Genomic DNA, 26453 nt, shown 5'->3' with positions numbered 1-26453 from the left:
GGTGGCTGGTGGCTGGTGGCTGGTGGCTGGTGGCTGGTGGCTGGTGGAGCCGTCGCCCTCACGGCCGTCATCCGGTGATTCGACGGTGCGCGGCGGTTCCATAGGTCCCATGGAATTCCCAGACAACGCGCACGACACACGCATGTTCGTACGGTTATATGAAGTCAGGCCGCAAAAAGCCGCATAACTGAATCCCTTCTTCTTCCTCTCTCCTTTCGAAGCCCGGCCCCACGGCCGGGCTTTTCCTTTGTTCATCCGCCCCTTCGTTTCCGGTCCGTGGAATGAAAAAAGGGAGACCCGCCGAAGCGGGTCTCCCTACAAGTCCAATCGAGAAGCAGAATCTCAGCACAACATCATCGTTGCAACGGTAAGTCTTTCCAATGCCCGTCCAACGTATCAGTCCTCGTGACCATTACTCTTTGTGGGCTCTGCTCTGTTCGGTTGTCCTTGTAGTTCATAATCTAGGCCGCTCGTTCCCGGCGTGCAACCCGGAACGGTGCCATGTGCGAATCTTTGCTCAAATGGAAGAATCTGCGCGCGATGATGCCTTGTTTGGATGTTTCTGAGCGTTTCCGGGGCCGGTTTGTTCCGGTGTGTGCGATTGCCGTGGATCCACGGCGTGTCGTCGCGCTGGCCCAGGGGTCGTGAACCGCGTGGGTTGTCCACATTTCCTGTGGATGACACGCCGTGATGTGGATAACCCGGGGGGCTCCGTCCACATTGCCCGCACGGCTTGCCTGCACCGTGCCGACTCGGTCACAGTGGAACCGTCCCGACCGGCCCGGAGCGTCCGCCGTCGCTCGGAGCGTGCGGGACATGCATCGGACAGCAAACGACGAAAGGAGTCGACTATGAACGCCGCCATCCCCATCAACGGCGAGCACGGGCACGGCGCGCCCACCACCGTCGGAAAGCGCCTGACGGGAGTCCGGCAAAGGATATGGGCGAACCTGTGCGTGCTCGACGCGCGCATGCGCACCCTGGGCGAGGACCCCGAAGAGGGGGCGGTCACCGCCGAATACGCGGTGGTGCTCGTCGCCGCCACCGGATTCGCCGCGCTGCTGGTCACCATCATGAAATCCGAAACCGTGCGCAAGATGCTGCTTGACATCGTCAAGAAGGCATTGACGATGGGAGGCTGACCATGAACCCCCGCATGTTGCGTCGCGCGCGGCGGCCGCCTTCCCGCCCGTCCGCGCACAAGGCCACGGACGCATCCGATCCTGGAACGGTGACGGCCGAGTTCGCCGTGGTGCTGCCCGTGGTGGCCGCGCTCGCGATTCTGCTGCTCTCCCTCACCCGCGTGGCGGCCGTGCAGATCTCCTGTCAGGACGCCGCCTCGGCCGCTGCCCGGGCGGCGGTGGCCGCCTCGCGATCCGACCCGCAGGCCGCGGCCTCCGCGGCCGCGGGGAAGACCGGGGTCTCGGCGGACGTCGTCACGTCCGGCGACACGGTGACGGTCACCACCTCCTGTCCGGTGGTGCCGGATCCGATGGGCGTGCTGCCCGTCCGGGTGACCGGCAGGGCCGTGGGGGTGACGGCATGATGCGTGGCATGAGGATCGCCGATGAGGGCTCCGGCACGATGGCCGGCGTGGCGTTGGTCATGCTTGCGGCCACGTTGATCGCCGCGACGGCCATGGCCGGCCATCTGGTGGCGCGGCATGCGATGGTTCGCGGTGTCTCCGACACGACCGCGCTGTCGGCGGCGACGGCGTTGCTGCATGGCGCCGCGGATCCGTGCGCGGTGGCCGGCCGTGTGGCCGAGGCCAACGGCGCGGCTTTGAAGGCCTGCGTGTCCGGAGCCTCAGCGGACGGGTCCGATGGCGGCGTTCCGGCCGACGACGGCGACGTGACGGTCCGTGTGACCGTGGACACCGATGTGCCGTTCCTGCGGGAATTGTCCGTATGGTCCCGCGCCGGGCCCGTGTCGTGCGACTGACCGCAGGACCGTAGGCGTCCGTCGTGCGCTTCCCGTCCGTCGTGGTCTTCATGCGTCTTCGGCCGCAGTCCGTCCCATAACCGTACGATTCGTCCGGAACCGTCGCTGGCGGGTTCGAGACCGGGTCGGTTATCGTGAGCAATATGCAGCACAAAGAGCAACGTACGGTCGTGGCGATGGTGGGCAATCCCGTGTCCGGCAAGGGCAAGGGTGCCTCCTTCGGACGTAGGGTGGCGTCCCTGCTCGAGGAGTCGGGAAGCCGCTACGGGTTTGAGACGATCGACCTGACCGGAGCGAGCTTCGACGATTCGCTGGCCAATGCCCGCATGAGGATCGACGACTATGACTATCTGGTGACGGTCGGCGGCGACGGCATGATCGCGCTCGGCGTGAACGCCGTCGGTGGCAGCGGCAAGCCGCTGGGCATCGTCGCGGTCGGTTCCGGCAACGATTTCGCCCGTGGGCTGCGTCTGCCGGTCAACGCGATCGGCACCGCAGTCGAAGGCATCGTGGGCGCCATCGTGCGCGGATCGTACGTCGACGTGGACCTGGGGCGGGTGACCGCGCTTGACGGCGCCCGTCGGGCCGACCCGACGAGCGGCAATCCGAATCCGTCGGCATCGTCGCAGTCCGGACGTGCCACGGGAGGAACGTCCGCGGACGGCGACGCTCCCGCCTTCGACCGGTACTACGCCGGCATGCTCAACTGCGGATTGGACGCAAGCATCAACGACCGGGCCAATCATTCGCGGCTGCCGGGAGGCTCGCTGCGCTACTTCGCCGCGGTGCTCCATGAGGTGACGGACCTGAAACGGTACGGCTACCACGTGAAGGCCACGCTGGCGGACGGCAGCGTGGAGGAACGGGACATCATCTCGCCGATGATCACCGTGGCCAACGCGCGCTACATCGGCGGCGGGCTCGAAGTGTCGCCGTACTCGAGACTCGACGACGGTCTGCTCGACCTGGTGTGGATCGACCACATGCCCGGGCCGTTGGAGATCGCGGACGCGATCAGCAAGGGCTACAACGGCCGTCTGCTCGGCTCCCGGGTGTTCGGCTGGAAACGGGTCCGCGACGTGGAGGTCACACGCGCCGCGGAAGGCGACGAGCCTCCCGTGCTCATGGCCGACGGCGAGTACGTCGGCACGTTGCCGGTGCGTGTGCGGGCCGACGGTCTGTCGCTGCGCGTGCTCGTGCCTCCGGCCGTGGCCGCATGGCAGCGGGAACAGCGTGGACGGCACGGCGAGGAGCAGGTGCTGGAGGCGCTGTCCAGGGATGGGCGTGACCCGGTGACCGGCGAGTTCCTGTGATGGGGCATGACCCCGACGACCCCGCCGGCCGGCGGGGTCACCGGATGTAGTCGGTGAGGTGCAGGGTCTGCGCCACCACGGCCTTCAACGTGGCGTCGGTGACGTCCGGATGGGAGCGGATGAGCGAGATGAGCCCCACGATGAGCGTGAAGAACGTCTCGTGCACGTTCTCGATGGGCAGCCCGTGCCGCTCCTCGAAGTCGCGCACCGTGGTCCGCTCGAGCAGATCGGCGATGCGATCGGCGATGCGGTCGACGAACCGGATGTACAGTTCGGCGTTGCCCTCGTGGATCATGCGGGCGGAGAACGGGCCCTCGTCGGCGATGAGGGAGCGCGTGAGCCGGACGATGTCGTCCAGCGCCTTGCTGATGTTGCCGGTCTCGCGGGCCTTGTCCCAGGCCTCGAGCTTGGCGAGGATCTCGCCGACCACGTCGTCGAGCACCGCGTCCGCCACGGCGTCCTTGTCGTCGAAGTAGTGGTAGAACAACGATCTGGTCATATGCACGCGGTTCGCGATGTCGCTCACCGTGATCTTGGAGAAGCCCTTCTCCAGGCAGATATCGCGTGCGGCGCGCACGATCGTCCTGCGCCGCGCGTCGCCCTTGCCCATCGTCGTTGACACCGTGTCACTACTCATGCATCCCAGTGTACTGAACGATGCACGGGTAGCGGCATGACCCGCGCGATTCGCCGTATGCCGACGCCGTACGCGTCACATGCCGCCGGCGACCGCGCCGCACGCGCCGCCTCGGCGGCGTTCGTTTCCGTCCGTCCGCACGGGCGCGACGGGTATTCGGTTTGAGGTAGGTTGGAGACTATGGCACTTGCACTGTATCGACGTTATCGCCCGGACACCTTCGAGGGGGTGATCGGCCAGGACCAGGTGACGGTCCCGCTCATGCGCGCCCTCGACGAGGGCAAGCTCACGCACGCGTACCTGTTCTCCGGTCCGCGCGGCTGCGGTAAGACCAGCTCGGCGCGCATCCTGGCGCGCTGCGTGAACTGCGCGAAGGGCCCCACCTCGCATCCGTGCGGCGAATGCGAATCCTGCAAGGACCTCGCCACCGGCGGCCCCGGTTCCATCGACGTGGTGGAGATCGACGCCGCCTCGCACAACGGCGTGGACGATGCCCGTGAACTGCGCGAACGCGCCGGATTCGCGCCCGCACGCGACCGGTACAAGATCTTCATCCTCGACGAGGCGCACATGGTCACGCCGCAGGGCTTCAACGCGCTGCTCAAGATCGTGGAGGAGCCGCCGGAGCATGTGATGTTCATCTTCGCCACCACCGAACCGGACAAGGTGATCGGCACGATCCGCTCCCGCACCCACCATTACCCGTTCCGTCTGGTGCCGGCCGAGGTGATGGGACCGTATCTGGAGAAGATCTGCGAGGACGAGCACATCAAGACCGAGCCGGGCGTGCTCAAGCTGGCGATGCGCGCCGGCGGCGGCTCCGTGCGAGACACCCTCTCCGTGCTCGACCAGCTGATGGTGGGCGCGGTGGACGGCGTGATCACGCATGACGCGTCGGTGGCGCTGCTCGGCTTCACGCCGGAGGCGCTCATCGGCGAGGCCGTCGACGCGGTGATCGACAAGAGCGGGGAGAAACTGTACGGCGTCATCCAGAAGGTCGTGGTCGGCGGGTTCGACCCGCGTCGGTTCGTGGAGGACCTGCTGGCGCGCGTCCGCGACCTGCTCGTGCTCACCTTGGCCGGGGACCGCGCGGAAAGCGTACTGTCCGATACGGCCGAGGCCGAGGAGATGGGCGACCTGCACCGTCAGGCGGCCGCGCTCGGGTTGGGGCCGCTCACCGCGATGGCCGACATCATCAACGACACGTTGGGTTCGATGACCGGCGCAATCTCCCCACGCATGCGTCTGGAGCTCCTCGCCGCCCGACTGCTGGCCGGCGCGGAACGTGGGTTCGCCGCCGCGCCTGCGGCGCAGGCCGGCGGCGTCGGTCCGTCCGTTCCGGGGATGTCCGCGGAGAGCGCCGCCGGGAATGGCACGTCGGGCGCCGGCGCGCGGGGAAATGCGCATGGCGGGTTCGCCGGCGCCGCGCGCAACGCCGGCGGTTTCGCGGGCAGCGCACGCAACCAGCATGCCGTCCAATCGGGCGGCGGGTTCGCCGGCACCGAACGCAACCACCAGACCGCGGCCTCCCCGTCGGGGAACACCGGAGGCACGACGCCGCACGCGGCGGACGCCTCGGCCCCGAAGCGGCCGAACACGGACACGTCCCACGCCGGACAGCAGTCCGCGCAGCCGGCTACTCCCGCGCCATCCGCGGCGGCGCAGCCTGCACAGGGCGGAACCGGGGCTGCGGCGCCGCAGGCGCAGCAGTCGGACACCCGGACCACGGACCAGCGGTGGGACGCCCTGGTCGCCTCCCTGCCGGCCGACGTGCGCGCCTACGTGGACCGTACGAAGGTGCCCCGCGTGCTGCTCAAGGCGAACACGAACGGCCGTCAGTGCCTGTGGATCAAATTCGACAAGCCGCTGAACAAATACGCGTTCGCCATGGCCGTGGCCGGCGAGCCGGTCGACGGCGCCACCTCTGTGGTGGACATCCTGCGTGCCAAGGTGCGCGAGGTCTTCGGCAAGGACGTGAGCCTCGCACCCACGAAGAAGATGGCCGACGGCCAGATGGCGCCCCCGTTGAGCAAGCTGCCCGAGACCGAGCGGCAGCGCATCAAAGCGCAGCTGCTCCAGGAGAACCTGCGCGCCGCGACCGCCAAGCTCCAGACGGAGGAGAAGGACCAGGGGACCCGCGAACCCGCGGCCTCGCCGGCGTCCGAACCGTCCGCCGCCGCGGACGACGACGACAGCCACCGAGGGACAGGCGCGTCGGAAAGTCCCGCCGGCACGGCTTCCGCCGGCGCCGAGCCGTCCGCGGCCTCCGATGCGGCGACGTCCGCTCCGACGGCGACGTCCGCCTCGTCCGGCTCCGCCGATGACGACGCCGACCCATGGGCCGCTCCCGTCGCGTCCGCGCCCGCAAAGCCGGGTGCCGCCACGGACGACCCGTCACATGCCGGGCGTGCGGAACGACGGGACGAACGGCATGAGGGCGAACATCACCACAAGCATGTGGCCGTCCCCGACCTGAGCGACGACACCGACCCATGGGCCCAGCCCGCGTCACGGCCCGCGTCGCAGGCGTCCGCCGGCGCCGCCCCGGACGACCCGTGGAACACGCCCGTCAGGCCGATGCCGACGCAGCCGATGAACGTCGGGGGAGCGGAGCATGCCGCCGGTGCCGCCAACGTGCCGAACATGGTGAACGCGACGAACGCGACGAACGCCGCGCGGCCGCAAAGCTCCGTACGCCCCGCGCCGCCGCAGTCCGCTCCGGCCGATCCCTGGCAGCATGCGGCCTCGCCGGCGGCGCAGGACGACCCGTGGAAGGACGTGCCGCCGCCCACCGCCCCGGACGACCCGTGGAACACGCCCGTCGGGCCTGTGCCGTCGCATCCTATGAACGCGACGGCCGCACAGTCCGCCCCCGCGCAGCCATCGCCCGTCGCCGACGATCCGTGGAACATGCCGCAGGCCGGACGGCAGGACGTGCGGAACGTCCCGCAGGGAGGCATTGCCCCGCAAGGAGCCGCTGCACCGCCGGCCGGCCCGCAGGTCGACGCCGACGAGGACGAATACTCGATGGACGACGAGTCGCTGGGCGTGGCCACCGCCATGAGCGTGGACGACCTGCGCAAGCTGTTCGAGGTGAAGAAGGTCGAGGAGTTCGCGGCCGACGACCCGCACAACCCGCGCAACATGCACGCCGCGCCCAAGCACGACGAGTGACGAAAGGAACGACGAATGGCATTGGCATATGACGGCGCGATCCAGAACCTCATCGACGCCTTCAACAAACTGCCCGGCATCGGGCCGAAGGGCGCGCAACGCATCGCGTTCCACCTGCTCAGCGCCGACGAACAGGAGGCGACGGACCTCGCCGACGCCATCATCGAGGTCAAACGCAAGGTGCGGTTCTGCGAGATCTGCGGCAACGTGTGCGAAACCAGCCCCTGCCCGGTGTGCGCGGACCCGCGCCGCGACCACACCGTGATCTGCGTGGTGGAGGAGCCGAAGGACGTGATGAGCATCGAACGCACGCGCGAATACCGCGGCCTCTACCACGTGCTCGGCGGCGCCATCAACCCGATGGCCAACGTGGGCCCCAACGACCTCAACATCGCCGGGCTCCTCGACCGGCTCAAGACCGACGAGGTCAAGGAGATCATCCTCGCGCTCGACCCGAACATCGAAGGCGAGGCCACCACCACCTACCTGAGCCGGCTGCTCGGCCCGCTCGGCATCAAGGTGACGCGCCTGGCCAGCGGCCTGCCCGTCGGCTCCGACCTCGAATACGCGGACGAGATCACGCTCGGCCGCGCGCTCGCCGGCCGTCGGGAGGCGTGAGACGGTCCGTCAGTCCGATGGGATCGTCAGCCCAGTCGGTCCGGCCGGGCCGACGATCGCGTCGAGCCCGTTTAATCCGATGCGCCTGACGGATCGTTCGGCTCCGCCGGCGCCAACGGGTCGACCGCGTTCCCGCGCGGCGTGCCGTCCCACGGCCAGAACGCGGCGTGACGCATGATGCGCGCCGTCTGATGCCGCCTGGCGAACGCCACCGCGCACCAGCCCGCCAGCAGCACGCCGAAGCCCACCGCGAGGCCGATGTTGCGCGCGTCATGCACGTCGCCCGGCTCGGGCGCGGGCAGCGGGATCGACACGCGATGCCCGGACACCAGCAGACGATGCGTGTTCACGCCGTACGGCGTGCACGTCATCAGCGTGACCCGGTCCTCGCCGGGCGTGATCTTCAGCTGCGAGGTGTCGTCCGGCAGGATCACCGTGATCCGGTCCACTTTGTAGGCGAGGGTCTCGCCCATCACTTCGATGTAGAAGAAATCGCCTTTCTTGACCTCGTCGAGACGCGTGAACATGAGCGCCTCCACCAGGCCGCGGTGTCCGGTGATCACCGAATGCGTGGATTTGCCACCCACCGGCAGGCTCGTCCCGTACAGGTGCCCCGCGCCGGAGGCCAGTGCCTGTTCGGACGTGCCGTGGTAGATGGGCAGTTCGATCGACTGCTTCGGCACCTTGATGGTGCCCATGATGCCGTTGCCGGAATCCAGCAGCGACTGGTACTCCTGGTCCTTCGCGGAGGCGGTGTCGTTGCCGCTCGCGTGCGAGCCGCCCTGCGCCGCGGTGAACGGGTCGACGGCCTCGCCCAGCACGGGTTGTCCGGAGGCGGCGAGCTTCGCGTTGTATTCATGTGCCGCTTTGAGCTTGTCCTCCGCCTGCGGGTAGGGCCATCCGGCCACGGTTCGCGCGGTGGTGGCGGTGGTGGCGGCCAGTTCGCGGTCCGATTTGAACTGCAGGACGATCGGGAACGCGGCCACGGCGATGGCCGCCGCGAGCAGCAGGATCGTGACGATGCGCATCGCCAGCAGGTTGCGTTTGAGGCGGCGGCGTTCGGCCATGAGGTCCGTGATGTCGGTGGCGTCCTCGAACGACGGCAGGGGAGGGACGCCGTCACTGTTGCCGTCGCCGGCGTCCGATGCGGGGTCCGGCCCGTTGTGCAGGGAGTCCGGTTCCGTCGCCGCGTCCCGCCGCGACGATTTCCTGCGCCAGAATGCCATGCGTGCCTTCCTTCCCCGTCGACATCCAGACGGCCGTGATTCCGCCGTTTTCGAGGTGTCTGTGTTCGAGCGCTACGTTACTCCGCCCGTCCGGCGGCGTGCAAACACCCGTATCCCCCGATGCGGACGTCGTCCTGCATCGGGGAAACGGGGACATGGCTCGGCTCCGGTCCGGTGATATGGAATGAGCGTTGTTGTCCATTGCCGTTCGTTGCGGTCCGGATGTCGGAAATAGGGGGTAAAACGGTGTCTATTGCATAGGGTTCACCCCGATGTGTCCGTCATGCCGTTCGGCGGTGCCGACGGATGGCGTCGGACGGTGCGGAACAGGACCGCGGATCGGTCCGGGAACGGCGTGCGACGGCCGGAGGACGGTGAACCGAAGGGATATGGAAGGAACAATCCGATGACCATGGATCGGAAGCGGATATGGACACGGGCGGCGGGACTGGTCGCCGCCGCGGCGATGTGCGTGGGCGGCGGCTGGGCCGCGTCCACCGCGACGGCCGCCGGCGCCTCGGACGGTACGACCGATGAGGGCTTCCCGACGGTCCCCGCGCCGGTGCTGACGACGGTGACCACCGCGAACGGCACCGACTGCGCCGCCGTCGCCACGTGGGCCGCGCTCGCCGACTGCGTGGGCAACGCTTCAGGCGACGGTCTCGTCACCATCACCGGCACCGTGAACGACGTGCCGGCCGACGCCGCCACCGTCACGGTGTCCCGCAACATCGCCCTGACCGCGACCACCGGTGAGAAGGCGTCCCTGACCGGAACGACCGCGGGCGGCAGGCTGTTCGACGTCGCCGCGGGTGCCACGCTGCACATCGGCAAGGACGCGCAGGACGGCGGATTCTCGTACCGCAACGGCGCACGCGGCTTCGCGCACGTCGCCACGGGCGGCAGCTTCGTCGTCAACGGCGGCGAGTTCAGCGGCATCGACCTGAACGGCAACGCCGCCGAATACAGGGAGGGCGGCGTCGCGTACGCCGACGGCGGCGTGATCGTCGTCAACGGCGGCACGTTCGACGGCAACAAGGCGGTGCGCGGCGCCGTGGTCTACGGATCGGACAAGGCCAAGGTCGCGCTCGCCGTGCACGGAGGCACGTTCACCGGCAACGTCACGTCGTTCGCCGCGGGCGTCTTCATGCAGAGCGGCGCGCAAAGCGTCACCGTCATCGACGGCGGCACGTTCGGCATCGCGGCCGACGGCACGGCCGACGGCAACGTGGCAGGCTCGCAGGGCGGCGTCATCCACAACAACGGCAAGCTGACCATCAAGGCCGGCACGTTCTCGAACAACACGGCCAAGGTCGCCGCGACGATGCAGGGCGGCGGCGTCGTATCCCAGGACCAGGGCTCCACCACGATCGAGGGCGGCACGTTCACCGGCAACAGCGCCATCGCCACGCCGGACCGGACTGCGGACGCCGGCGGCGGCGCCCTGTACGCCGAAGGCGGCGAAGTGAGCATCACCGGCGGCACGTTCGACGGCAACCACACGAACGCCAGGGCGTACGGCAGCGGCGGCGGCGCCCTGTACGTGCACGGCAAACTCAACGTCGCCAACGCCGCGGACGGGACGAAGCCCACGTTCACGAACAACTGGGCGAGCGAGGACACGGCGGACCCGGTCGCGTTCAACGGCGGCAAGGCGACCGGCAGCATCAAAGCCGGCGGCGCCGGCGGCGCCATCTTCCTGCAGGGATACTGGGACGATGCAAAGAAGAACACCACGTCGTACGGCTATTTCCTCGGCGGCGAGTTCTCCGGCAACGTGTCCGGCTATCTCGGCGGCGCCATCTACACGGAGGAATACACCGTCTCCTACGTGGGCCCGGCGGCCGCAACCCAGAACACGGCCGGCCACTTCGGCGGCGGCCTGTGGTTCTGCCCCTCCGGCGTGTCCGAAGCATCCAAGAGCGGCAACATCGCCTTGAAGGAGAACAGCGTGAGCAGCGCCATCGACGGCAACACGGACAACGCGACGTCCACGGACGCGCCCACCGAGGCCGGCTCCGACCTGGCGATCATGAGCCCCTACTACAAGAGAAGCCACGTGCAGGAGAACGCGTTCCAGCTGCTCGACACCTGGTTCACGGACCGCGGCACCAAGACCGTCGACTGGTATTGGGACGGTCAGCCGCGCACCACCGCCAGCGGCTACGCCGACGAATGGCAGGCCGGTAGCGGCGGCCAGGGCAAGGACGCGGTGCGCGCCTACAAGACCGACGGCTCCGACCAGTACGACGACGAGGACAACCCCAGCCTGACCGACGGCAAGTACAAGCGGTACACCACCGTCGACGCCTCCACGAAGCAGGATTCGCCCACCACCATCCAGCAGTACTGGAACAAGAGCGGCCAGCAGAACACGTACGGCGGCATCGGCCTCAAGGCCGTGCTCAACGCGGAAGGCCAGGCGAAGTGGCAGTCCGCGTGGCAAAGCGCGAAGGTCACGTTCCAGCACAACGGCGCACGCCTGTCCGGCGGCGCGTTCGGCTCGAACGGCCGCGTAATCCTCTCCACCCCGTACTCCGCCGCATGGAACAAGGTCGACGACTCCACCGACCACAAGGCGCTCAAGGGCTCCTCGTGGCGCGTGTCCGCCGCCACCGGCAAGAAGAACGACGATGGCAAGTACACGTACACCAACGCGGCACCGGTGAACAACGACCGTCTCGGCTACGACGCGTCCTGCCCGACTATGGACAAGCGTGACGAGAAGAACACGAGCCAGAACGGCTGCTGGATGCATCGCAAGGGCGACGCGGACGGCGTCGTGTCAATCATCGTGACCGACAACGACGCACGCGACAACAACCCGGACGACGGCGCCTTCAGCATCGACAACCTGAAGCCGGACATGACATACGAGCTCACGGAGGAGACCGCGCCGGCCGGATACGCGAAATCGGATGCCGTGTACTCCTTCACGACGTCGGCCACGCAGACCGTGGCGCCGAAAATCGAGATCAAGACCAACTCCACGGCGAACGACGCCGCGGTGGTGGACGACGACCACGACGGCGTCGCGCGCGGCATCGTCAACAAGCCGCTGCCCGGCCTCCACTGGAACAAGGTCGACGCCGACACGAACGCCCTGCTCGGCGGATCCACGTGGACGATCACGAAGACCGACGACCCGACGTGGTCGAAGGACATCGTCGACTGCGAGACCGACGGATGCACAGCGAAATCGGGCGACCTGCTCGACGTGGACACGGCCAAGGGCCAGTTCGAAGTGAAGAACACCGACCTGCCCGCCGGCACGTACACGCTCAAGGAGAAGACCGCGCCGGAAGGCTACTGGCTGAACGGCGCCACGTACACGTTCCGCGTGGTCGACGGCTCCACGGAGCAGATCAAGCTCACCAAGCAGGACGAGCAGACCCCGCTGAACGTGAACCAGGTCGAGGACGAGGCGATGGGCGTCGCCTGGACGAAGACCGACGGCGACGGCGACGCGCTCGCCGGCTCCGAATGGACCATCACGGACAAGGCCGGCAACGTCGTCAAGACGGTCAAGGACTGCGTCTCCTCGTCGTGCGCCGCGGACGGCAACGACACGGACAAGGCCGCAGGCAAGTTCACGGTGACCGGACTCACGGCCGGCACGTACACGCTGACCGAGACCAAGGCGCCCGAAGGCTACCAGCTGCCCGCGAACGTGAGCTACACGTTCACCATCGAAACCGGCGTCCATACCATCACGGACGTCGCGGTCGACGGAACCGGCGTCGACGGGAAGCCGGTCTTGGACAACCACATCGTCAACCTGCAGCAGCTCTCCGCACTGCCGTTCACCGGCGGTCGCTCCGCGCTGGACTGGCTCATCATCGGCGGCGGACTGGCGTTGGCCGCGGCCGCCGTGGCGATGGCCGCGCGGAAGGCTCGTCGCGGCGGCCTGTGCGGGCTGCGGTGATCCGCGTCGGCGTGACGCAGAAAAGGCCCGGTTCCATGGCGAACCATGGAACCGGGCCCCGAAGGAGAGAGGAAGAGAGAAGAAGGAATTTCAGTTATGGTTATGGGATCCACGGGAACCATTGGGGAGGATTCCTGCGGACCTCGCCGGCTCGCTTCCGTGTGCTGCTTCCGTTCGCCGGCAAGACCCATATAACCGCGCCGACCTTGGCGCAACGATGCGATGGTCTTGGCGAACCATGGGAAAGCCCATGGGAAACCGTCGGAACGGAGGTTGTTCGGAGTTGTTCGGGACTGTTCGGAACCTGTCCATCCTGTCCGCATGGTGGGTGCGGACGCCTGCGGCGCAAAGGCTGCTCCTTATAATCGTCCCGCTTACGTAGAATAGCGGAGGCAAGACAGGGGCAACGCCTCTCGAACCCTTAGAGAGAATGGACTGCAGTGGCGCTCATCGTGCAGAAGTACGGCGGCTCGTCGGTCGCCGATACGGATTCGATCAAACGTGTGGCCAAGCGCGTCGTCGAAACGAAGAAAAAAGGCAACAAGGTGGCGGTGGTCGTGTCCGCCATGGGCGACACCACCGACGACCTCATCGACCAGGCGCTCAGCATCGACTCCAACCCGCCGGAACGCGAGATGGACATGCTGATGACCGCCGGCGAACGCATCTCCATGAGCCTGCTCGCCATGGCCATCCACGCGGAAGGCAGCCGCGCCCACTCCTTCACCGGACAACAGGCCGGCTTCTTCACCGACGCGCGCTACGGTGCCGCCCACATCAAGGCCGTTAAGCCGGAACGCGTGAAGAACGCGCTCTCCATGGGCGATGTCGCCATCGTGGCCGGATTCCAGGGCATCAACGCGAAGGGTGACGCCACCACGCTCGGCCGCGGCGGCTCCGACACGTCCGCCGTCGCGCTCGCCGTGGCCCTCGGCGCCGACATCTGCGAGATCTACACCGACGTGGACGGCATCTTCACCGCCGACCCGCGCATCGTGCCCACCGCGCGCCGCATCCCCTACGCCGGGTACGACGCCATCCTCGAAATGGCCTCCTGCGGCTCCAAGGTGCTCGCCCTGCGATGCGTGGAATACGCGCAGCGGTTCAACATGCCGCTGCACGTGCGCAGCTCCTTCTCCCACCGTCCCGGCACGCTCGTCGTGCCCGACGGCGTCGACCCGCGCAGCCTGCCGAACATCGACTGACGCAACGAACCGCGCCGAACCGCAACGCGACGACTGAACCGTAACGAAACGTAACGAACCGCAACGAAACCGAAAGCGACGACAATGAACGACAGCAACGAATCCATGGGCGACCTGTTCCCCGACCTCGGCCCCGAAGCGCCCGTCATCTCCGGCATCGCGCACGACCGCACCGAAGCGCTCGCCACCGTGCGCGGCGTGCCCAACGAGCCCGGCATGGCGGCGAAGGTGTTCACCGAACTCGCCACCGCCGGCATCAACGTGGACATGATCGTGCAGGCCGGCTCCTCCGCCGGCACCGCCGACATCTCCTTCACCGTGCCGGAATCCTCCGTGAAGGCCGTGCAGAACGCGCTGCTCGACAACCACGACGAACTCGGCTACAAGTCGTTCGACGTGGACACCAACGTGGGCAAGGTGGCCGTGGTGGGCGTCGGCATGAAGACCCACTCCGGCCTCGCCGCCAAGTTCTTCACCGCGCTCAGCGAACACGGCATCAACGTGCTCATGATCTCCACCTCCGAGATCCGCATCGCCGCGCTCGTGCCGCTCGACCAGCTCAACGAGGCCGTCAAGGCCCTGCACACCGCCTACGGCCTCGACGCCGACAAGGTGGAGGCCGTCGTCTACGGAGGCACCGGCCGCTGATTATCCGGTAATCGAGCCGGCGGTGGATGAACTCCCCGCAGTCGGCCGTTTCCCCGAGGGGGCCGGTCGAACGCCCTCCCGTGTGCTTTACGCGGGAGGGCGTTTTCGATTCCTGATGTTGGATATCGGCGATCGAGTGGTCTCCGAATCTCACGGTCGCGGTGGCGTGCGGCCTGCCGTTACCAGTCCTCGGCGAGGAGGAATTCGTCGACGCGGCGGTGTTCGATGCCGTCGCGGGGACGCAGGATCGGGTCCATCGACACCACGGTCTTCGGATAGTTATCCGGAACGTCACGGAATACGCCGAACTCCCGTTCCGCGGTCTTGTCGCTGTCGATAAGATACGTCACCTGCACGTATCGTCGTTGCGAACCTTTGTCGAAGACAAAGTCGACCTCCTTGCCATTGACGGCGCCCACCGAGACCGTATACCCGCGGCGCAGTCCCTCCATGGCGACCATGTTCTCCAGCACGCCCTGGATCTGTGCGGTGCCGTCGCCGACGATCGCGCCACGCAGCCCGTGGTCGGCCACATAGTATTTCTGCAAGGTCTTCAGCACCTGCTTGCCGACCAAATCGGTGCGGTTCATACGCTCCAACAGGAACGCCTCGCGGCAGTATTCGAGATAGTTGATGACCGTCTGCGGGCTCACGTCGATGCGTTCCGCTTTGAGATATGCGGCGATGGCGCTGGAGGACAGCATGTTGCCCGTGTTCTGCATCGCGAACATGACGATACGCTCCAATAGCGCCACATCACGGATCCTGTGGCGGCGAACCACGTCGCGCAGCACCACGGAACGATAGATGTCCGTCAGATAAGTGCGTCGGCTTTCCTCATCCCAGTCGCCAGTGGCGACGAACGGCATGCCGCCCTCACGGAGGAACGCGTCGAAGGAGTCATCCCCATGGATTTGACGCCGCGCGTCGGCGAATTCGGAGTAGCCGAACGGGAACACTTCGAACTGCACGTAGCGTCCGCCCAGATAGGTGGCGAGCTCGCCGGACAGCAGCGTGGAGTTCGACCCGGTGATGATCACATCGGCCCTTGTCGCCGAGCGAAGGGAGTTGACGATTTTCTCGAACCCACGCACCTCCTGCACTTCGTCGAGGAAGATGTATGGGGTGCCTTCGACGGCGTCGAGGCGCTCTATGAGATACGGGTACAGCACGTCGGGATCATGGTATTTGGAGAGGGCGTAATCCTCGAAGTTCATCGAGATGAACTGACTCGGGTTGTTGCCCTCGGCCACGAGCCGGCGTTGGATAAGTCGCAGCATATCCGATTTGCCGCTGCGCCGTAGCCCGACCAGCACCTTGATGACGTCGCCGGTACCTACAAACGGCATGATGCGGTCAAGATACCGTGGACGGTCAATCAGAGGTCTGCTTTCTTTCATGAAAGAAAGTATATGACTGTTTCAGAATTTTTTCTTCCGTAGAAGAAAAAATCTGGAAATCAGAGATGATTTCTTGTGCAGAAGAACGATGTCGGCCGGGGAGGTGGGGCGAATGCGCCACGTGAGGTCGCGGCGGTGCGAAGATCATGCCGGCCGACGCAAAAGGCCCGTGCCGCGGACGTATCCGGCGGCACGGGCCTGATGTATGGGCCTGGTGTACGGGCCTGGTGAATCGTCGGTCGGGTCGGCATCCGACCGCGCCGGCTTACTTCTTCGTGATGTAGCCGAGCGCCTTGAGCATCTCGGCGCACTCGAGCGCGCCGCCGGCGGCGCCGCGCAGCGTGTTGTGCGCGAGTCCCACGAACTTCCAATCGAAGATCGAATCCTCACGCAGACGGCCGATCGAGACGCCCATGCCGCCCTCGTAGTCGACGTCCAGCTTCACCTGCGGACGGTCGTCCTCGGTGAGGTACTGGATGAAGTGCTTCGGCGCGTGCGGCAGACCCAGCTTCGCGGCCTCGGAGGTGTAGTTGACCAGACGGTCGACGAGCTCCTCCTTCGTGGCCTTCTTCCCGAAGTTGATGAACACGGTGGCGGTGTGGCCGTCGAGCACGGGCACGCGGATGCACTGCGAGGTGATTTTGAGCGGGCCGTCGAACGGCACGATCTCGCCCTTTTCGGCGTCCACATGGCCGAACACCTTGAGCGGTTCCTTCTCGCTCTTCGCCTCCTCGCCGGAGATGAACGGGATGATGTTGCCCACCATCTCGGGCCAGTCCTTGAACGTCTTGCCCGCGCCGGAGATCGCCTGATACGTGCTCACGACCACCTCACGCGGCTCGAACTCCTTCCATGCGGCCAACGCCGGCGTGTACGCCTGGATCGAGCAGTTCGGCTTGACGGCGATGAAGCCGCGCGTGGTGCCGAGCCTCCTGCGCTGATGCTCGATGACCGCGAAGTGCTCCGGGTTGATCTCCGGCACGACCATCGGCACGTCCGGGGTCCAGCGGTGCGCGCTGTTGTTGGAGACCACCGGGGTCTCGGTCTTCGCGTAGCGCTCCTCGATGGCGCGGATCTGGTCCTTCGGCATGTTCACCGCGGAGAACATGAAGTCGACGCCCGCGGCGACCTTCTCGGCGTCATCGCCGTCGACCACCGTCATGTGCTTCACGTATTCCGGCATCGGCGCTTCCATCTTCCAACGGTCGCCGACGGCCTCCTCGTACGTCTTGCCGGCGCTGTGCGCGGACGCGGCGACGGTGGTCACCTCGAACCACGGGTGGTTCTCCAGCAGCGTGATGAAACGCTGGCCGACCATGCCGGTGGCGCCGAGCACGCCGACCTTCAGTTTTTCGGACATTGCAAACCCCTTGGATGAGACGGTTGGGCGGATTACACACGTGATGTCCAATCCTACGGAACCGTGGGGGCCGCGGCGTGCCGGTGCCCATATGATGGCCGGTGCTGCGGGGTGTTGGCGGGGTGGTTGCGGGGTGTTTGCGATGTGGTTCGTCGGATCGTGTCCGACTTGTTTCGCGGAGAGGAGTGTTGGCGACGTGATTTGGTTGGACTGTTCCGACTTGTTTCGCTGAGAGAGGCTTCCGGGGTGCGCTGTGCGGACGGGTCGGCGCGGTAGGCTGGTAGGCATGTCGACAGCATCACAGGAAGCCCGCAGGCAGCTCGATCGGATCGTGGCATTGGGATACCCGGACGTGGCGGACATGAGCGCCGCCGCGTTCCGCGCGCTCGCCAACCCGCTCATCGATGCGCTCGAGCACAGCGACCTCGGTGCGAACATCCTGCTGGTGCCCACCAGGGAGCTGGTGTCGCCCGAGTCGCTCATCGCGCGTACCTCCATCAACCGCATGGCCGGGTTCACCACCATGCCTCCGCGCGACATCGCGAGTTTCCTGCCCCAAGATGGGTTCGAGCCGCCTGAAGGCCCGTTCTATCTGGTGGTGAACCCGCACACCGGCACCTGCTACATCAACCGTGAACCGGATGTGGCGCGCAAGCTCATCGACTCCGACGAGCGCATGCCGCTCACCTTGGAGGAGGGGCTCGCCATCGCCACGCAGCATCCGGAATGGCTGTTGGAGAAGAACGGGTTCAACCTGCTCGGCTCCCGTTCCGCCGACGGTCGCGTGCCGAGCATCTGGATGAGCCAGAATGCGCCGCGATTGGGTGCGGTATGGCCCAATTCGCGTCACACCTGGCTCGGCAACGCCTACTGCACCGCGCGCAGGGGAGTGAGCCTCTTCCGGTAGCGTCCTCTCCTGCCCGTCCTCTCCCATCTGTCCGCCTCAGCCCGTCCCGCCCACTTGGGATCCGTCCCGTCCACCGCGCCTCACAGTCCGCCGTGATTCGCCCGCCATACACCCGCAGCCGGTAGACTGGACCGTAGTCATCACGCTTGGAGAGAGAAGGCCAGGATGAACTGCGAGAGGTGTGGCACCCCCAATGACGACGGCGCCCGATTCTGTGTGGAATGCGGCGCGCCACTATCCGGCGCCCCTGATGCGGCGGCCGGAGCACCCCCGACGCCCGGCATGCCGCCGGTGCCGATGCCCGGTCCCGTACCCATGCCGCCGCAGGCCGTCCCCATGCCCGGTCCGGCCGCATCGGGCACCGCCGGCGAACCGGCGAAGGGCGGCCGCAACAAGAAGACGCTTCTCATCGTCGTCATCGTCACGCTGCTGGTCCTCGCCGTCGCAGGCGGTGTAGCGGCGTTCCTGACGTATCGGGCGGAATTGTGGGGCGGCAAGAGCCTGCCGGACGTCGCGAGCCTCGCCGCCGGAACGAACGGAACCGATGGAACGGACGGTGGCAAGGCCGGCGGCAAAACCAGCGCGAAACAGTCGAAGAAGTCGGCCGTCACGGCGAAGGCCGTGACCGAGGCGCTGAAGGACAAGGGTCTGAAGACGAAGACGGTGACCGAGTTCTCCGGCGAACAGTCCGGCACGTTCCTCGGTTACCAAGGGCTGAAGGAAGGGCAGCGCGTCAAGGCGGGCAGCACCGTCACGGTGCGCGAGTCGGCCGGACCGGGCGTGCCGAAAGGCACGGTCGGCAAGAAAGCCACGGACGTCGTCAAGACGTTCAACGGCATGGGCGTGCCCGTCCACTACAAGCAGGTCGTCATCTCGCAGGACAGCAAGACCCCCGAAGGACAGGTCGGCGTCACCTGGCCCACGCCCGGCACCGGGCTCTCGGACGACGACAAGGACGACGGCATCTACATCGGCGTCACCCACAAAGGCGACGGCATCCCCGTCGACATCCTCGGACAGGACAAGAACACCGCGCTCAACGCGCTGCAGGCCCAAGGCTACGACGTGGACCTCGAACCCCACTTCTCCTCCAAACAGTACGTGGGCAAGATCTCCGGCAGCTACCCGGCCCCCGGATCCACGCTCGAGAAGGGCGACAGCGTCACCCTCTACTACGGCGTCGACGCGTCCAGCACCAAGGACCTGCTCAGCAAGACCACCGGCAGCGGCGACTACGCCATGAAGGTCGTCAACAACGACGCCACGCCTATGATCGGCATGTACTGCAAGGCCACCGTGACCGATGCCTCCAAGGACTGCATCACCCTTGAGGAAGCCGACGGCCCCTACGGCGCCGACAGCGTGGGCGGCGGATTCATGCAGATCAAGGAACGCCCCGCGGACAACGACTACGACACCCTCGGCCTCAACAACTGGTCGCAGGACGTCGGCGGCGTCATGCTCTCCAACCAGGGCTATCCGGGCGCGAAGGACAGCGACCTGCCCATGGCCAACCACCTGCTCATGGGCAAGACCGGCGCGTTCGAACTGTACGCCGGCATGGGCCTGCCCAATTGCGGGAGCACCGTCTCCCAGTTCGACTTCGGCTCCTACTGCGACAACGGCACCTACCGCACGTACGACCTCAGCAGCGGCGCGTCTCCGCAAGGCAACACCGGTCTGACCTTCCGCATGAAGGACTTCCTCGTCTACGTGCCCGTCGGCACCGACCTCAAGAGCATCGAGGACTCCGGCTACTTCGACAAGTCCGCGCTCGCCGCCGCGAACAAGCAGAAGGCCGTGGACACGAGTCGCCCGTTCATCGTGATGCGCGACTCCTCGCTGTACGACGAGACCGAGGTGGGCATCAAGGCGGACAGCGCGTGGATCGATCCGTTCGTGCCCGGCAACGTCAACGGCAAGAACCCGCTCGAACCCGTCAAGCCCGCGCCGAGCGACGCCACGGTGTACTACCTGGTGGAGCAGAACGGGGACTTGGATTGGGATTCGCTGCCTGATGCGAAGGTCGCGGGCGTGAAGGATTCGTCCGGTTCGTCTGAGGGCAAGTCCGGCAGCGGCAAGATGGACAAGGTCCTCGCCGAGGCGATGAAGGCCGCCGCGGCCGACGACTACGCGCTGGCCTCCGGCGCGGGCGCGTGGGGCGCGAGCCTCGAGATCGGCGCCGATGGCACGTTCAAGGGCTCCTATCAGGACATCGACGCCGGCGTGACCGGTGACGGCTATCCGAAGGGTTCGATGGCGGAGTCGACCTATACCGGACGCTTCAAGTCGGCCGTGAAGAACGCCGACGGCACGTACACGCTGCAATGCGATGCGAGCGCGCTGAAGATCGACGGCACCGTCGGCTCGTCCAGCATCAAGGACGGCATGAAGGTGACCGTCACCAAGCCGGTGGGCATGGACCCGTGCGGCAAGCTCACGCTGTATCCCAAGGGCTACGACACGTCGAAGCTCGGCGACCAGCAGCGGATGTGGGCCGGCGGCGGTGACGTCGCGTCCAGCCACTCCACGCTGCCCGGGCCAGCCCTGACCAACGATGAGTCCGATTCGGACATGGAGTACACGTTCTACAGCGGCGTGTTCGGGAAGTAGCGGCGGCTTTGCGGCGGTTGTCCGGTTGAACATGATGCGGTCGGTTCGCGGCCGGGTGACGGTGTCATCCGGCCGCGGCGGTTGCGGCGTTGAAGTGAGTGAAAGCAGTGAGTGAAAGGACGATACGATGACGACGTGCGGGCGATGTGGCGCCGTGAACGATGATGGCGTGCGGTTCTGCACGGAGTGCGGTGCGGCTATGCCGGTTTCGTCCGGTGCGGTGCCGCCGGTGCCGTTGCCGCCCGGCGCGTCGGGTGGCGCGCCTGTGCCTGCGGCGGCTTCGACGCCTGCGAGTGCGCATACGTCGAGGCCGGTTCCGCCGGTTCCGCGGGGTGATGCGACCGTCGTCGAAGCGGGTGCGCCCGTCGTGCCTCCGGGGATGCCACCCGTACCTGGCCCTTCGCAGGGCCCGAATGGTCCGGCCGCATCGGCCGCCGATGGCGGACCGGCCAAACGCGGTCGTGGGAGGAAGACGCTCCTCATCGTCGTCATCGCGTTGCTGGTCCTCGCCGTCGCAGGCGGTGTGGCGGCGTTCCTGACGTATCGGGCGGAACTGTGGGGCGGCAGGAGCCTGCCGGATGTCGCAAGACTCGCCGCCGGAACGAACGGAACGGCCGGCGAGAAGCAGTCGAAGAAATCGGCCGTCACGGCGAAGGCCGTGACGGAGGCATTGAAGGACAAGGGCCTGAAGTCGAAGACCGTGCAGGAGTTCACGGGTGAGCCGCGGGGCACGTTCCTCGGTTACCAAGGGCTGAAGGAAGGACAACGCATCAAGGCGGGCAGCACCGTCACGGTGCGTGAGTCGGCCGGACCGGGCGTGCCGAAAGGCACGGTCGGCAAAAAGGCGTCGAAGGTCGTCAAGACGTTCAACGGCATGGGTGTGCCCGTCCACTACAAGCAAGTCATCATCAACGATACGAAGCAATATCCGAACGGGTCGGTGGTGGAGACGTCCCCGTCGCCGGGACAACCGGTATCGAAGGATGATGCGGAGTCAGGCATCATCATCGGCGTCGCGACCGAAGGCGACGGCCTTGGATTCGACATCCTCGGCACCGACAAGGATACGACGGCCAAGCGATTGCAATCGCAAGGACACAAGGTGGATCTTGAACCGCATTACTCATCGAAGCAGTATGTTGGCAAGATCAGCGGAAGCGATCCGGCGCCGGGCAGCCCGCTGGAATCCGGTCAATCCGTCACGCTGTATTACGGCGTGGATAAGTCGAGCAACATGGACCTGTTCAGCGAGCGGCTCTCGGACGTCACGATCCTCAAGGAGAACCCCTCTCCGATGGTGGGCACATATTGCCGGAGCACGGTGCGGGACACGTCCAAGGATTGCCTGACGTTGGGCGAGGACGATCTCGGTCTGCCCCAACTCAACGGCGGAACGACAGGGGCGCAGGACAGCGAGCTGACGATCGGCAGCTACACGCAGAATGTGATACCGCTGTCAGGCGAAGGCCTCGTCGACGGAGAATCGCCGATGAAGAACCATCTGTTCACCAAGGATTGGGGCATGTTCGAACTATATGCGGGCGTGGGCATGGCCTATTGCGGCGATGAGGTGCTTGACCCCGGTCCCGGTATGTATTGCGATGCCGGCACGGTCCGCGTCCCGGATTTCTCGGACATGACGTCACCGGTGCACGATTCCGGAGCCACGTTCAGGATGGAGGACTTCCTGGTGTACGTGCCGGTCGGTTCCGACCTGAAGGCGTTGGAGGACTCCGGCTACTTCGACAAGTCGGCGCTCGCCGCCGCGAACAAGCAGAAGGCCGTGGACACGAGTCGCCCGTTCATCGTGATGCGCGACCCAAGCCAGTATGAGGAGACGTCGGTGTCCGCGGACGACAATGTGGACCCCTCGGCGAATCCGTTCGTGCCCGGGGACGACAACGGCGTGAATCATCTGGTCAAGATGAAGCCTGCGCCGAGCGACGCCACGGTGTACTACCTGGTGGAGCAGAACGGGGACTTGGATTGGGATTCGCTGCCTGATGCGAAGGTTTCGGGCGTGAAGGATTCGTCCGGTTCGTCCGATTCGAGTGGTTCCGATTCGGGCGATTCGGGAAGCTCGGCCGGTTCGGTGGACTCGAAGGCCATGTTCACGCAAGTGGCGGGCGAGTATTCATGGCCCAGCGCAGCCATCTCCCGTACCGATCTGACGTTGCGCCCGGACGGCACGTTCAACGCGGCCTACACCGTGGCGAACGACGAGAACGTCGCACATCTCAATTACGACACGCCCTCCACCACGGTGAACGTCACCGGACGGTTCTCCTCCATCAAGGAAACCGACACCGGGTACACGCTCCAATGCGACGCGAAATCCCTCAAGGTCGAAGGCGGCGGTGACTCGTTGGCGTTGAAGGGCAGCGGCATGGCCCCATGTGGCACATGGCGTTGGTATTCCGGTGGCACCACATTCGGTGAGATACGAGACGAGACTGGCGCGTGGGGCGTCGGCGGGTTCAGCACGGACCGCAAGGACGTGGCGCTCGCCAGCGACCACGGATCCGGCGCGTTGTTCCTGCGCATGTCGTGATGAGGCCACATTCCAGAGTCACCGGCGATAGACGACCGACGTGAACCGTCATGCACGCCGATGTGGAAGATTGGGAACGGAAGAAGTAGGGAGAGAAGGCTCGATATGCATTGCGGCAACTGCGGTGCGGACAATACGGATGGCGCCAGGTATTGCGAGAGGTGCGGGGGTGCGCTGAGCCCTGCGGGAGATGCGGGGACGCCGGCCGCCGGTCCGGGTGTTGGTCCGGGCGTGCCGGGTGCGGGCGTGCCGTTGCCCGGTGGGGGCATCGGCGCGGCGGGTCGCCCGGCCGTGCCGTTGCCTGGTTCGGTGCCGTTGCCGCCGGCGGCGTCTGCGGTGCCGATGCCCGCGGCGCCGGCATTGCAGTATGATGCGACCGTCGCCGATGCCGCGCCGGTTCTTCCGTCAGGTGCGCCGCCGGTGCCGATGCCTCCCGTGCCCGGTGGCGGTGCCGCGGATGGGATGGGCGATGGCGGCCGTCGTGGCGATGGCGGCGATGATCGGGGCGTTGCCGTGCGGCGGAGGCGGCTGCCGTGGATCATTGCGATTGCGGTGCTGCTGGCGTTGGTTGCGGGCGTCGTGGCGGCGTTCCTGACGTATCGGGCGGAACTGTGGGGCGGCAGGAGCCTGCCGGATGTCGCAAGCCTCGCCGCCGGAACGGACGGCGCGAAGCAGTCGAAGAAGTCCGCGGTCACGGCGAAGGCCGTGACGGAGGCGCTGAAGGACAAGGGACTGAAGTCGAAGACCGTGCAGGAGTTCACGGGTGAACCGCGGGGCGCGTTCCTCGGTTACCAAGGGCTGAAGGAAGGACAACGCATCAAGGCGGGCAGCACGGTGACGGTACGCGAGTCGGCCGGACCGGGCGTGCCGAAGGATACGGTCGGCAAAAAGGCGTCGAAGGTCGTCAAGACGTTCAACGGCATGGGCGTGCCCGTCCACTACAAGCAGGTCATCGTCACGGACACGGACAAGACGCCGGCGGGAACCGTCGTCGCCACATGGCCCGAACCCGGACACGGCGTGGACGAAGTGAACACGGACGGCGAGTCGGACAAGACGTCGGGAGACACATCGGACGGCGACGGGACGACGGGGTCGCGCGACATCTACATCGGCGTCGCGACCGAAGGCACTGGCGTCGGCGCCGACATCATCGGCGAGGACGTGGACACGGCGCGTTCCACCCTGCGGGCGCAGGGCTTCGACGTGACCATCAAACAGCGGTTCTCCTCCAAGCGGTACATCGGCAAGGTCGCAGGAACCAGCCCGACGCCCGGCTCGGCCGTCAGCAAGGGCGGCAGAGTCGTCCTGTATGAAGGCGTCGGCGCGGATCAGGTGCATGAGGTGTTCTCCTATGATTCGCCGGAAACCGGCGGCTATGAGATGACCGGATCGTCGGCGGTCGTCGCGGGAACGTGGTGCAGGAATGATGGCGATTGCATCACGCTGGATGGGAGAGAAGCCGAGTTGGGGCCGGGGGACGTGCTTTATCAACAAGGGCGTGACGGCGTGGATTATGGTGAATATGGCTCTCTGACCGCATGTACTAATATGGGCGACCCCTATTGCGAGGACGACGCGTTCCTTCTGAAGCAAGATGTCGGGGCCTTTGAAGAGATGCCTTTTGAGAGTTTGACCAATTATTGGTGTAATGGAGTCAGGCAGGAAGGCTATGACGAATCTCCTTGCTCTGGCAAAGCCGAATACCGGATGCAGGACTTCTTCCTCGTCGTACCGGTGGGTTCGAAACTGGACGAGCTGGAAAGCAACGGATATTTCGATGCAGGTGCGTTGAAGACCGCCAAGCAGAAAAAGAAGGTGGACACGGATCGTCCGTTCCTGCTGTATCGCAATCCGAAACTGTACGACAACACCACGGCGACGCGTTCCGATGTCGAAGCGCCGAATCCGTTCGTGCCGTTCAACGTGTGGTCGTATACAAAGAACGATATGGTCAAGTTCAAGCCGGCGCCGAGCGACGCGGACGCGTACTATCTCGTGGAATCGGAGGGCGACTACGATTGGCCGTCACTGCCTGATGCGGATGTGAACGGTACGACCGGCAGAACATCGACCGGCGCAAGCGACAAATCCGGCGAATCGTCCGGAACAAAGACCGACGCGACGCTGTTCAAGAACATCGCCGGCTCATATACGTTCTACAGTTCAGGAGACGGATCAAGCATCACCTTCATGACGGTGAACAAGGACGGCACCTTCACGGGCGAGGATAGGGTGATCGACGGGAACTCCGACCTTCCTGTTGCGACGGCTCCCCGTATCAGCTATCCGTTCCACGGACGATTCTCCTCAATCACGAAAAACGACGCCGGCGGATACGACATGCCCTGTGATGTCAAGGCATTCGGTTTCGACAAACCCGATGAGAACCAATGGGACAGCGGTCCGAGCCCCTGCGGTACGTGGCATTGGTATCCGGCCGGGACGCCATTCTCATCCATGAACACGAAGGCATCGGTCACGGAATCGCTGGCGATTGCCAACGGTCGCGTGACCTCCGACTCATGGCAGTCGGCATTGTTGGTCAATGACGGCTACGAATACGGCGTGTTTTCTAAGGATCAGTGAACGGTCGGGCTGAGACGGGCCGATTCGGTCTACTACCTTCGGGAATAGTCTCCTCGAAATGCGAGCGGGGGGGGGGGCACAGTGCGCCCGCTCCATGCTGCTCGTCCGTGGCCCCGGAGTGTGATTCCGGGTCTGTGGTGTGTTCCGGCCCACGGGCTGTTGGTCCGGAACGTGTGATGTGGCCTGATTCCGCGTTCCGGGTCCAGTATTTGCGGCACCGGAACGCAGGATGGAGCTGTCTGTACGTTCCGGCCCAGGGCCTGTTGGTCCGGAACGTCAAAACAGGAGTCCCCAGCGCTCCGGGGCCGCTGTGGTGTGCTGCAGCGCGCTGTGGTGTGGCCCCGGA

At 66.0% G+C, this 26453-nt stretch carries 17 protein-coding genes and 1 pseudogene; 14 read left to right on the top strand and 4 right to left on the bottom strand.

Translation table 11 applies throughout. From position 1 onward, the window contains the following. Nucleotides 1-851 precede the first annotated feature (851 nt). The 4 genes from KIH78_RS02805 to KIH78_RS02790 all read left to right on the top strand — a co-directional run bounded on the left by KIH78_RS02805 (nt 852) and on the right by KIH78_RS02790 (nt 3254). On the top strand, nt 852-1142 hold the full coding sequence (locus KIH78_RS02805; RefSeq protein WP_214315760.1) for a DUF4244 domain-containing protein: 291 nt from the start codon (nt 852-854) through the stop codon (nt 1140-1142). Between the two features lie 2 nt (nt 1143-1144). Then, nucleotides 1145-1546 (top strand): TadE/TadG family type IV pilus assembly protein, encoded by a 402-nt coding sequence (locus KIH78_RS02800; RefSeq protein WP_338024105.1) that lies wholly within the window; start codon nt 1145-1147, stop codon nt 1544-1546. Between the two features lie 8 nt (nt 1547-1554). Next, nucleotides 1555-1941 carry an Rv3654c family TadE-like protein gene (locus tag KIH78_RS02795; RefSeq protein WP_219131126.1) on the top strand — a complete coding sequence of 129 codons (387 nt, stop codon included), beginning with the start codon at nt 1555-1557 and terminating at the stop codon, nt 1939-1941. Nucleotides 1942-2084: 143 nt separating this feature from the next. Beyond that, nucleotides 2085-3254, top strand: coding sequence for a diacylglycerol/lipid kinase family protein (locus KIH78_RS02790; RefSeq protein ID WP_219131125.1), 1170 nt, complete (start codon nt 2085-2087; stop codon nt 3252-3254). A 37-nt stretch (nt 3255-3291) separates the two neighbouring features. Here KIH78_RS02790 and KIH78_RS02785 read toward each other — a convergent pair whose 3' ends face one another. Then, complete coding sequence (locus tag KIH78_RS02785) at nt 3292-3891, bottom strand: TetR/AcrR family transcriptional regulator (protein WP_219131124.1); 600 nt, start codon at nt 3889-3891, stop codon at nt 3292-3294. Nucleotides 3892-4071: 180 nt separating this feature from the next. Here KIH78_RS02785 and KIH78_RS02780 point away from each other — a divergent pair, with 180 nt between their 5' ends. Both KIH78_RS02780 and recR read left to right on the top strand, forming a co-directional pair. Further along, a complete protein-coding gene (locus tag KIH78_RS02780; RefSeq protein WP_219131123.1) occupies nt 4072-7065 on the top strand; it encodes a DNA polymerase III subunit gamma and tau in 2994 nt (997 codons plus the stop codon). A gap of 15 nt (nt 7066-7080) precedes the next feature. Further along, a complete protein-coding gene (gene recR, locus KIH78_RS02775; RefSeq protein ID WP_214315770.1) occupies nt 7081-7683 on the top strand; it encodes a recombination mediator RecR in 603 nt (200 codons plus the stop codon). Nucleotides 7684-7754: 71 nt separating this feature from the next. Here recR and KIH78_RS02770 read toward each other — a convergent pair whose 3' ends face one another. Continuing rightward, nucleotides 7755-8909, bottom strand: coding sequence for a class C sortase (locus KIH78_RS02770; protein WP_219131122.1), 1155 nt, complete (start codon nt 8907-8909; stop codon nt 7755-7757). A gap of 406 nt (nt 8910-9315) precedes the next feature. Between KIH78_RS02770 and KIH78_RS02765 the strand changes: the two genes are divergently transcribed. The 3 genes from KIH78_RS02765 (at nt 9316) to KIH78_RS02755 (ending at nt 14687) form a co-directional block, all read left to right on the top strand. Next, on the top strand, nt 9316-12834 hold the full coding sequence (locus KIH78_RS02765; RefSeq protein ID WP_219131121.1) for a SpaA isopeptide-forming pilin-related protein: 3519 nt from the start codon (nt 9316-9318) through the stop codon (nt 12832-12834). Between the two features lie 440 nt (nt 12835-13274). Then, complete coding sequence (locus KIH78_RS02760) at nt 13275-14039, top strand: aspartate kinase (RefSeq protein ID WP_214315775.1); 765 nt, start codon at nt 13275-13277, stop codon at nt 14037-14039. 84 nt (nt 14040-14123) lie between these two features. Continuing rightward, on the top strand, nt 14124-14687 hold the full coding sequence (locus KIH78_RS02755) for an ACT domain-containing protein (protein WP_219131120.1): 564 nt from the start codon (nt 14124-14126) through the stop codon (nt 14685-14687). Nucleotides 14688-14866: 179 nt separating this feature from the next. On the opposite strand, the gene KIH78_RS02750 is transcribed toward KIH78_RS02755, so the two are convergent. Then, nucleotides 14867-16036, bottom strand: a complete 1170-nt coding sequence (locus tag KIH78_RS02750; protein ID WP_219131119.1) for an ATP-binding protein — start codon at nt 16034-16036, stop codon at nt 14867-14869. 316 nt (nt 16037-16352) lie between these two features. After that, nucleotides 16353-17447 carry an aspartate-semialdehyde dehydrogenase gene (asd, locus tag KIH78_RS02745; protein WP_219131118.1) on the bottom strand — a complete coding sequence of 365 codons (1095 nt, stop codon included), beginning with the start codon at nt 17445-17447 and terminating at the stop codon, nt 16353-16355. 286 nt (nt 17448-17733) lie between these two features. Here asd and KIH78_RS02740 point away from each other — a divergent pair, with 286 nt between their 5' ends. The 5 genes and pseudogenes from KIH78_RS02740 (at nt 17734) to KIH78_RS02725 (ending at nt 26107) form a co-directional block, all read left to right on the top strand. Beyond that, nucleotides 17734-18354 (top strand): DUF5701 family protein, encoded by a 621-nt coding sequence (locus KIH78_RS02740; protein WP_214315779.1) that lies wholly within the window; start codon nt 17734-17736, stop codon nt 18352-18354. A gap of 165 nt (nt 18355-18519) precedes the next feature. Next, nucleotides 18520-20967, top strand: a complete 2448-nt coding sequence (locus tag KIH78_RS02735; protein WP_219131117.1) for a PASTA domain-containing protein — start codon at nt 18520-18522, stop codon at nt 20965-20967. Nucleotides 20968-21094: 127 nt separating this feature from the next. Further along, nucleotides 21095-21163, top strand: a pseudogene (locus KIH78_RS10860) (zinc-ribbon domain-containing protein); the annotation flags it as partial. Between the two features lie 183 nt (nt 21164-21346). Next, complete coding sequence (locus tag KIH78_RS02730; protein WP_219131116.1) at nt 21347-23518, top strand: PASTA domain-containing protein; 2172 nt, start codon at nt 21347-21349, stop codon at nt 23516-23518. A 1020-nt stretch (nt 23519-24538) separates the two neighbouring features. Continuing rightward, the gene (locus KIH78_RS02725; RefSeq protein WP_219131115.1) at nt 24539-26107 is read left to right on the top strand and encodes a PASTA domain-containing protein; all 1569 of its coding nucleotides are present in this window, start codon (nt 24539-24541) and stop codon (nt 26105-26107) included. Nucleotides 26108-26453 lie beyond the last annotated feature (346 nt).

Origin of the sequence: Bifidobacterium saguinibicoloris, from assembly GCF_019331725.1 — a bacterium.
GTDB lineage: Bacteria > Actinomycetota > Actinomycetes > Actinomycetales > Bifidobacteriaceae > Bifidobacterium > Bifidobacterium saguinibicoloris.
The sequence above is the reverse complement of the archived record's forward strand: the minus strand, read 5'-3'. Positions and strand labels throughout refer to the sequence as shown.

Bases quoted from the DNA above. Each gene is read 5' to 3' on its own strand.
- KIH78_RS02780 (WP_219131123.1), top strand. From the start codon at position 4,072: ATGGCACTTGCACTGTATCGACGTTATCGCCCGGACACCTTCGAGGGG.
- KIH78_RS02740 (WP_214315779.1), top strand. From the start codon at position 17,734: ATGTCGACAGCATCACAGGAAGCCCGCAGGCAGCTCGATCGGATCGTG.
- KIH78_RS02795 (WP_219131126.1), top strand. From the start codon at position 1,555: ATGAGGATCGCCGATGAGGGCTCCGGCACGATGGCCGGCGTGGCGTTG.
- KIH78_RS02735 (WP_219131117.1), top strand. From the start codon at position 18,520: ATGAACTGCGAGAGGTGTGGCACCCCCAATGACGACGGCGCCCGATTC.
- KIH78_RS02755 (WP_219131120.1), top strand. From the start codon at position 14,124: ATGAACGACAGCAACGAATCCATGGGCGACCTGTTCCCCGACCTCGGC.
- recR (WP_214315770.1), top strand. From the start codon at position 7,081: ATGGCATTGGCATATGACGGCGCGATCCAGAACCTCATCGACGCCTTC.
- KIH78_RS02785 (WP_219131124.1), bottom strand. From the start codon at position 3,891: ATGAGTAGTGACACGGTGTCAACGACGATGGGCAAGGGCGACGCGCGG.
- KIH78_RS02765 (WP_219131121.1), top strand. From the start codon at position 9,316: ATGACCATGGATCGGAAGCGGATATGGACACGGGCGGCGGGACTGGTC.
- KIH78_RS02750 (WP_219131119.1), bottom strand. From the start codon at position 16,036: ATGCCGTTTGTAGGTACCGGCGACGTCATCAAGGTGCTGGTCGGGCTA.
- KIH78_RS02790 (WP_219131125.1), top strand. From the start codon at position 2,085: ATGCAGCACAAAGAGCAACGTACGGTCGTGGCGATGGTGGGCAATCCC.
- KIH78_RS02730 (WP_219131116.1), top strand. From the start codon at position 21,347: ATGCCACCCGTACCTGGCCCTTCGCAGGGCCCGAATGGTCCGGCCGCA.
- KIH78_RS02770 (WP_219131122.1), bottom strand. From the start codon at position 8,909: ATGGCATTCTGGCGCAGGAAATCGTCGCGGCGGGACGCGGCGACGGAA.
- asd (WP_219131118.1), bottom strand. From the start codon at position 17,447: ATGTCCGAAAAACTGAAGGTCGGCGTGCTCGGCGCCACCGGCATGGTC.
- KIH78_RS02805 (WP_214315760.1), top strand. From the start codon at position 852: ATGAACGCCGCCATCCCCATCAACGGCGAGCACGGGCACGGCGCGCCC.
- KIH78_RS02800 (WP_338024105.1), top strand. From the start codon at position 1,145: ATGAACCCCCGCATGTTGCGTCGCGCGCGGCGGCCGCCTTCCCGCCCG.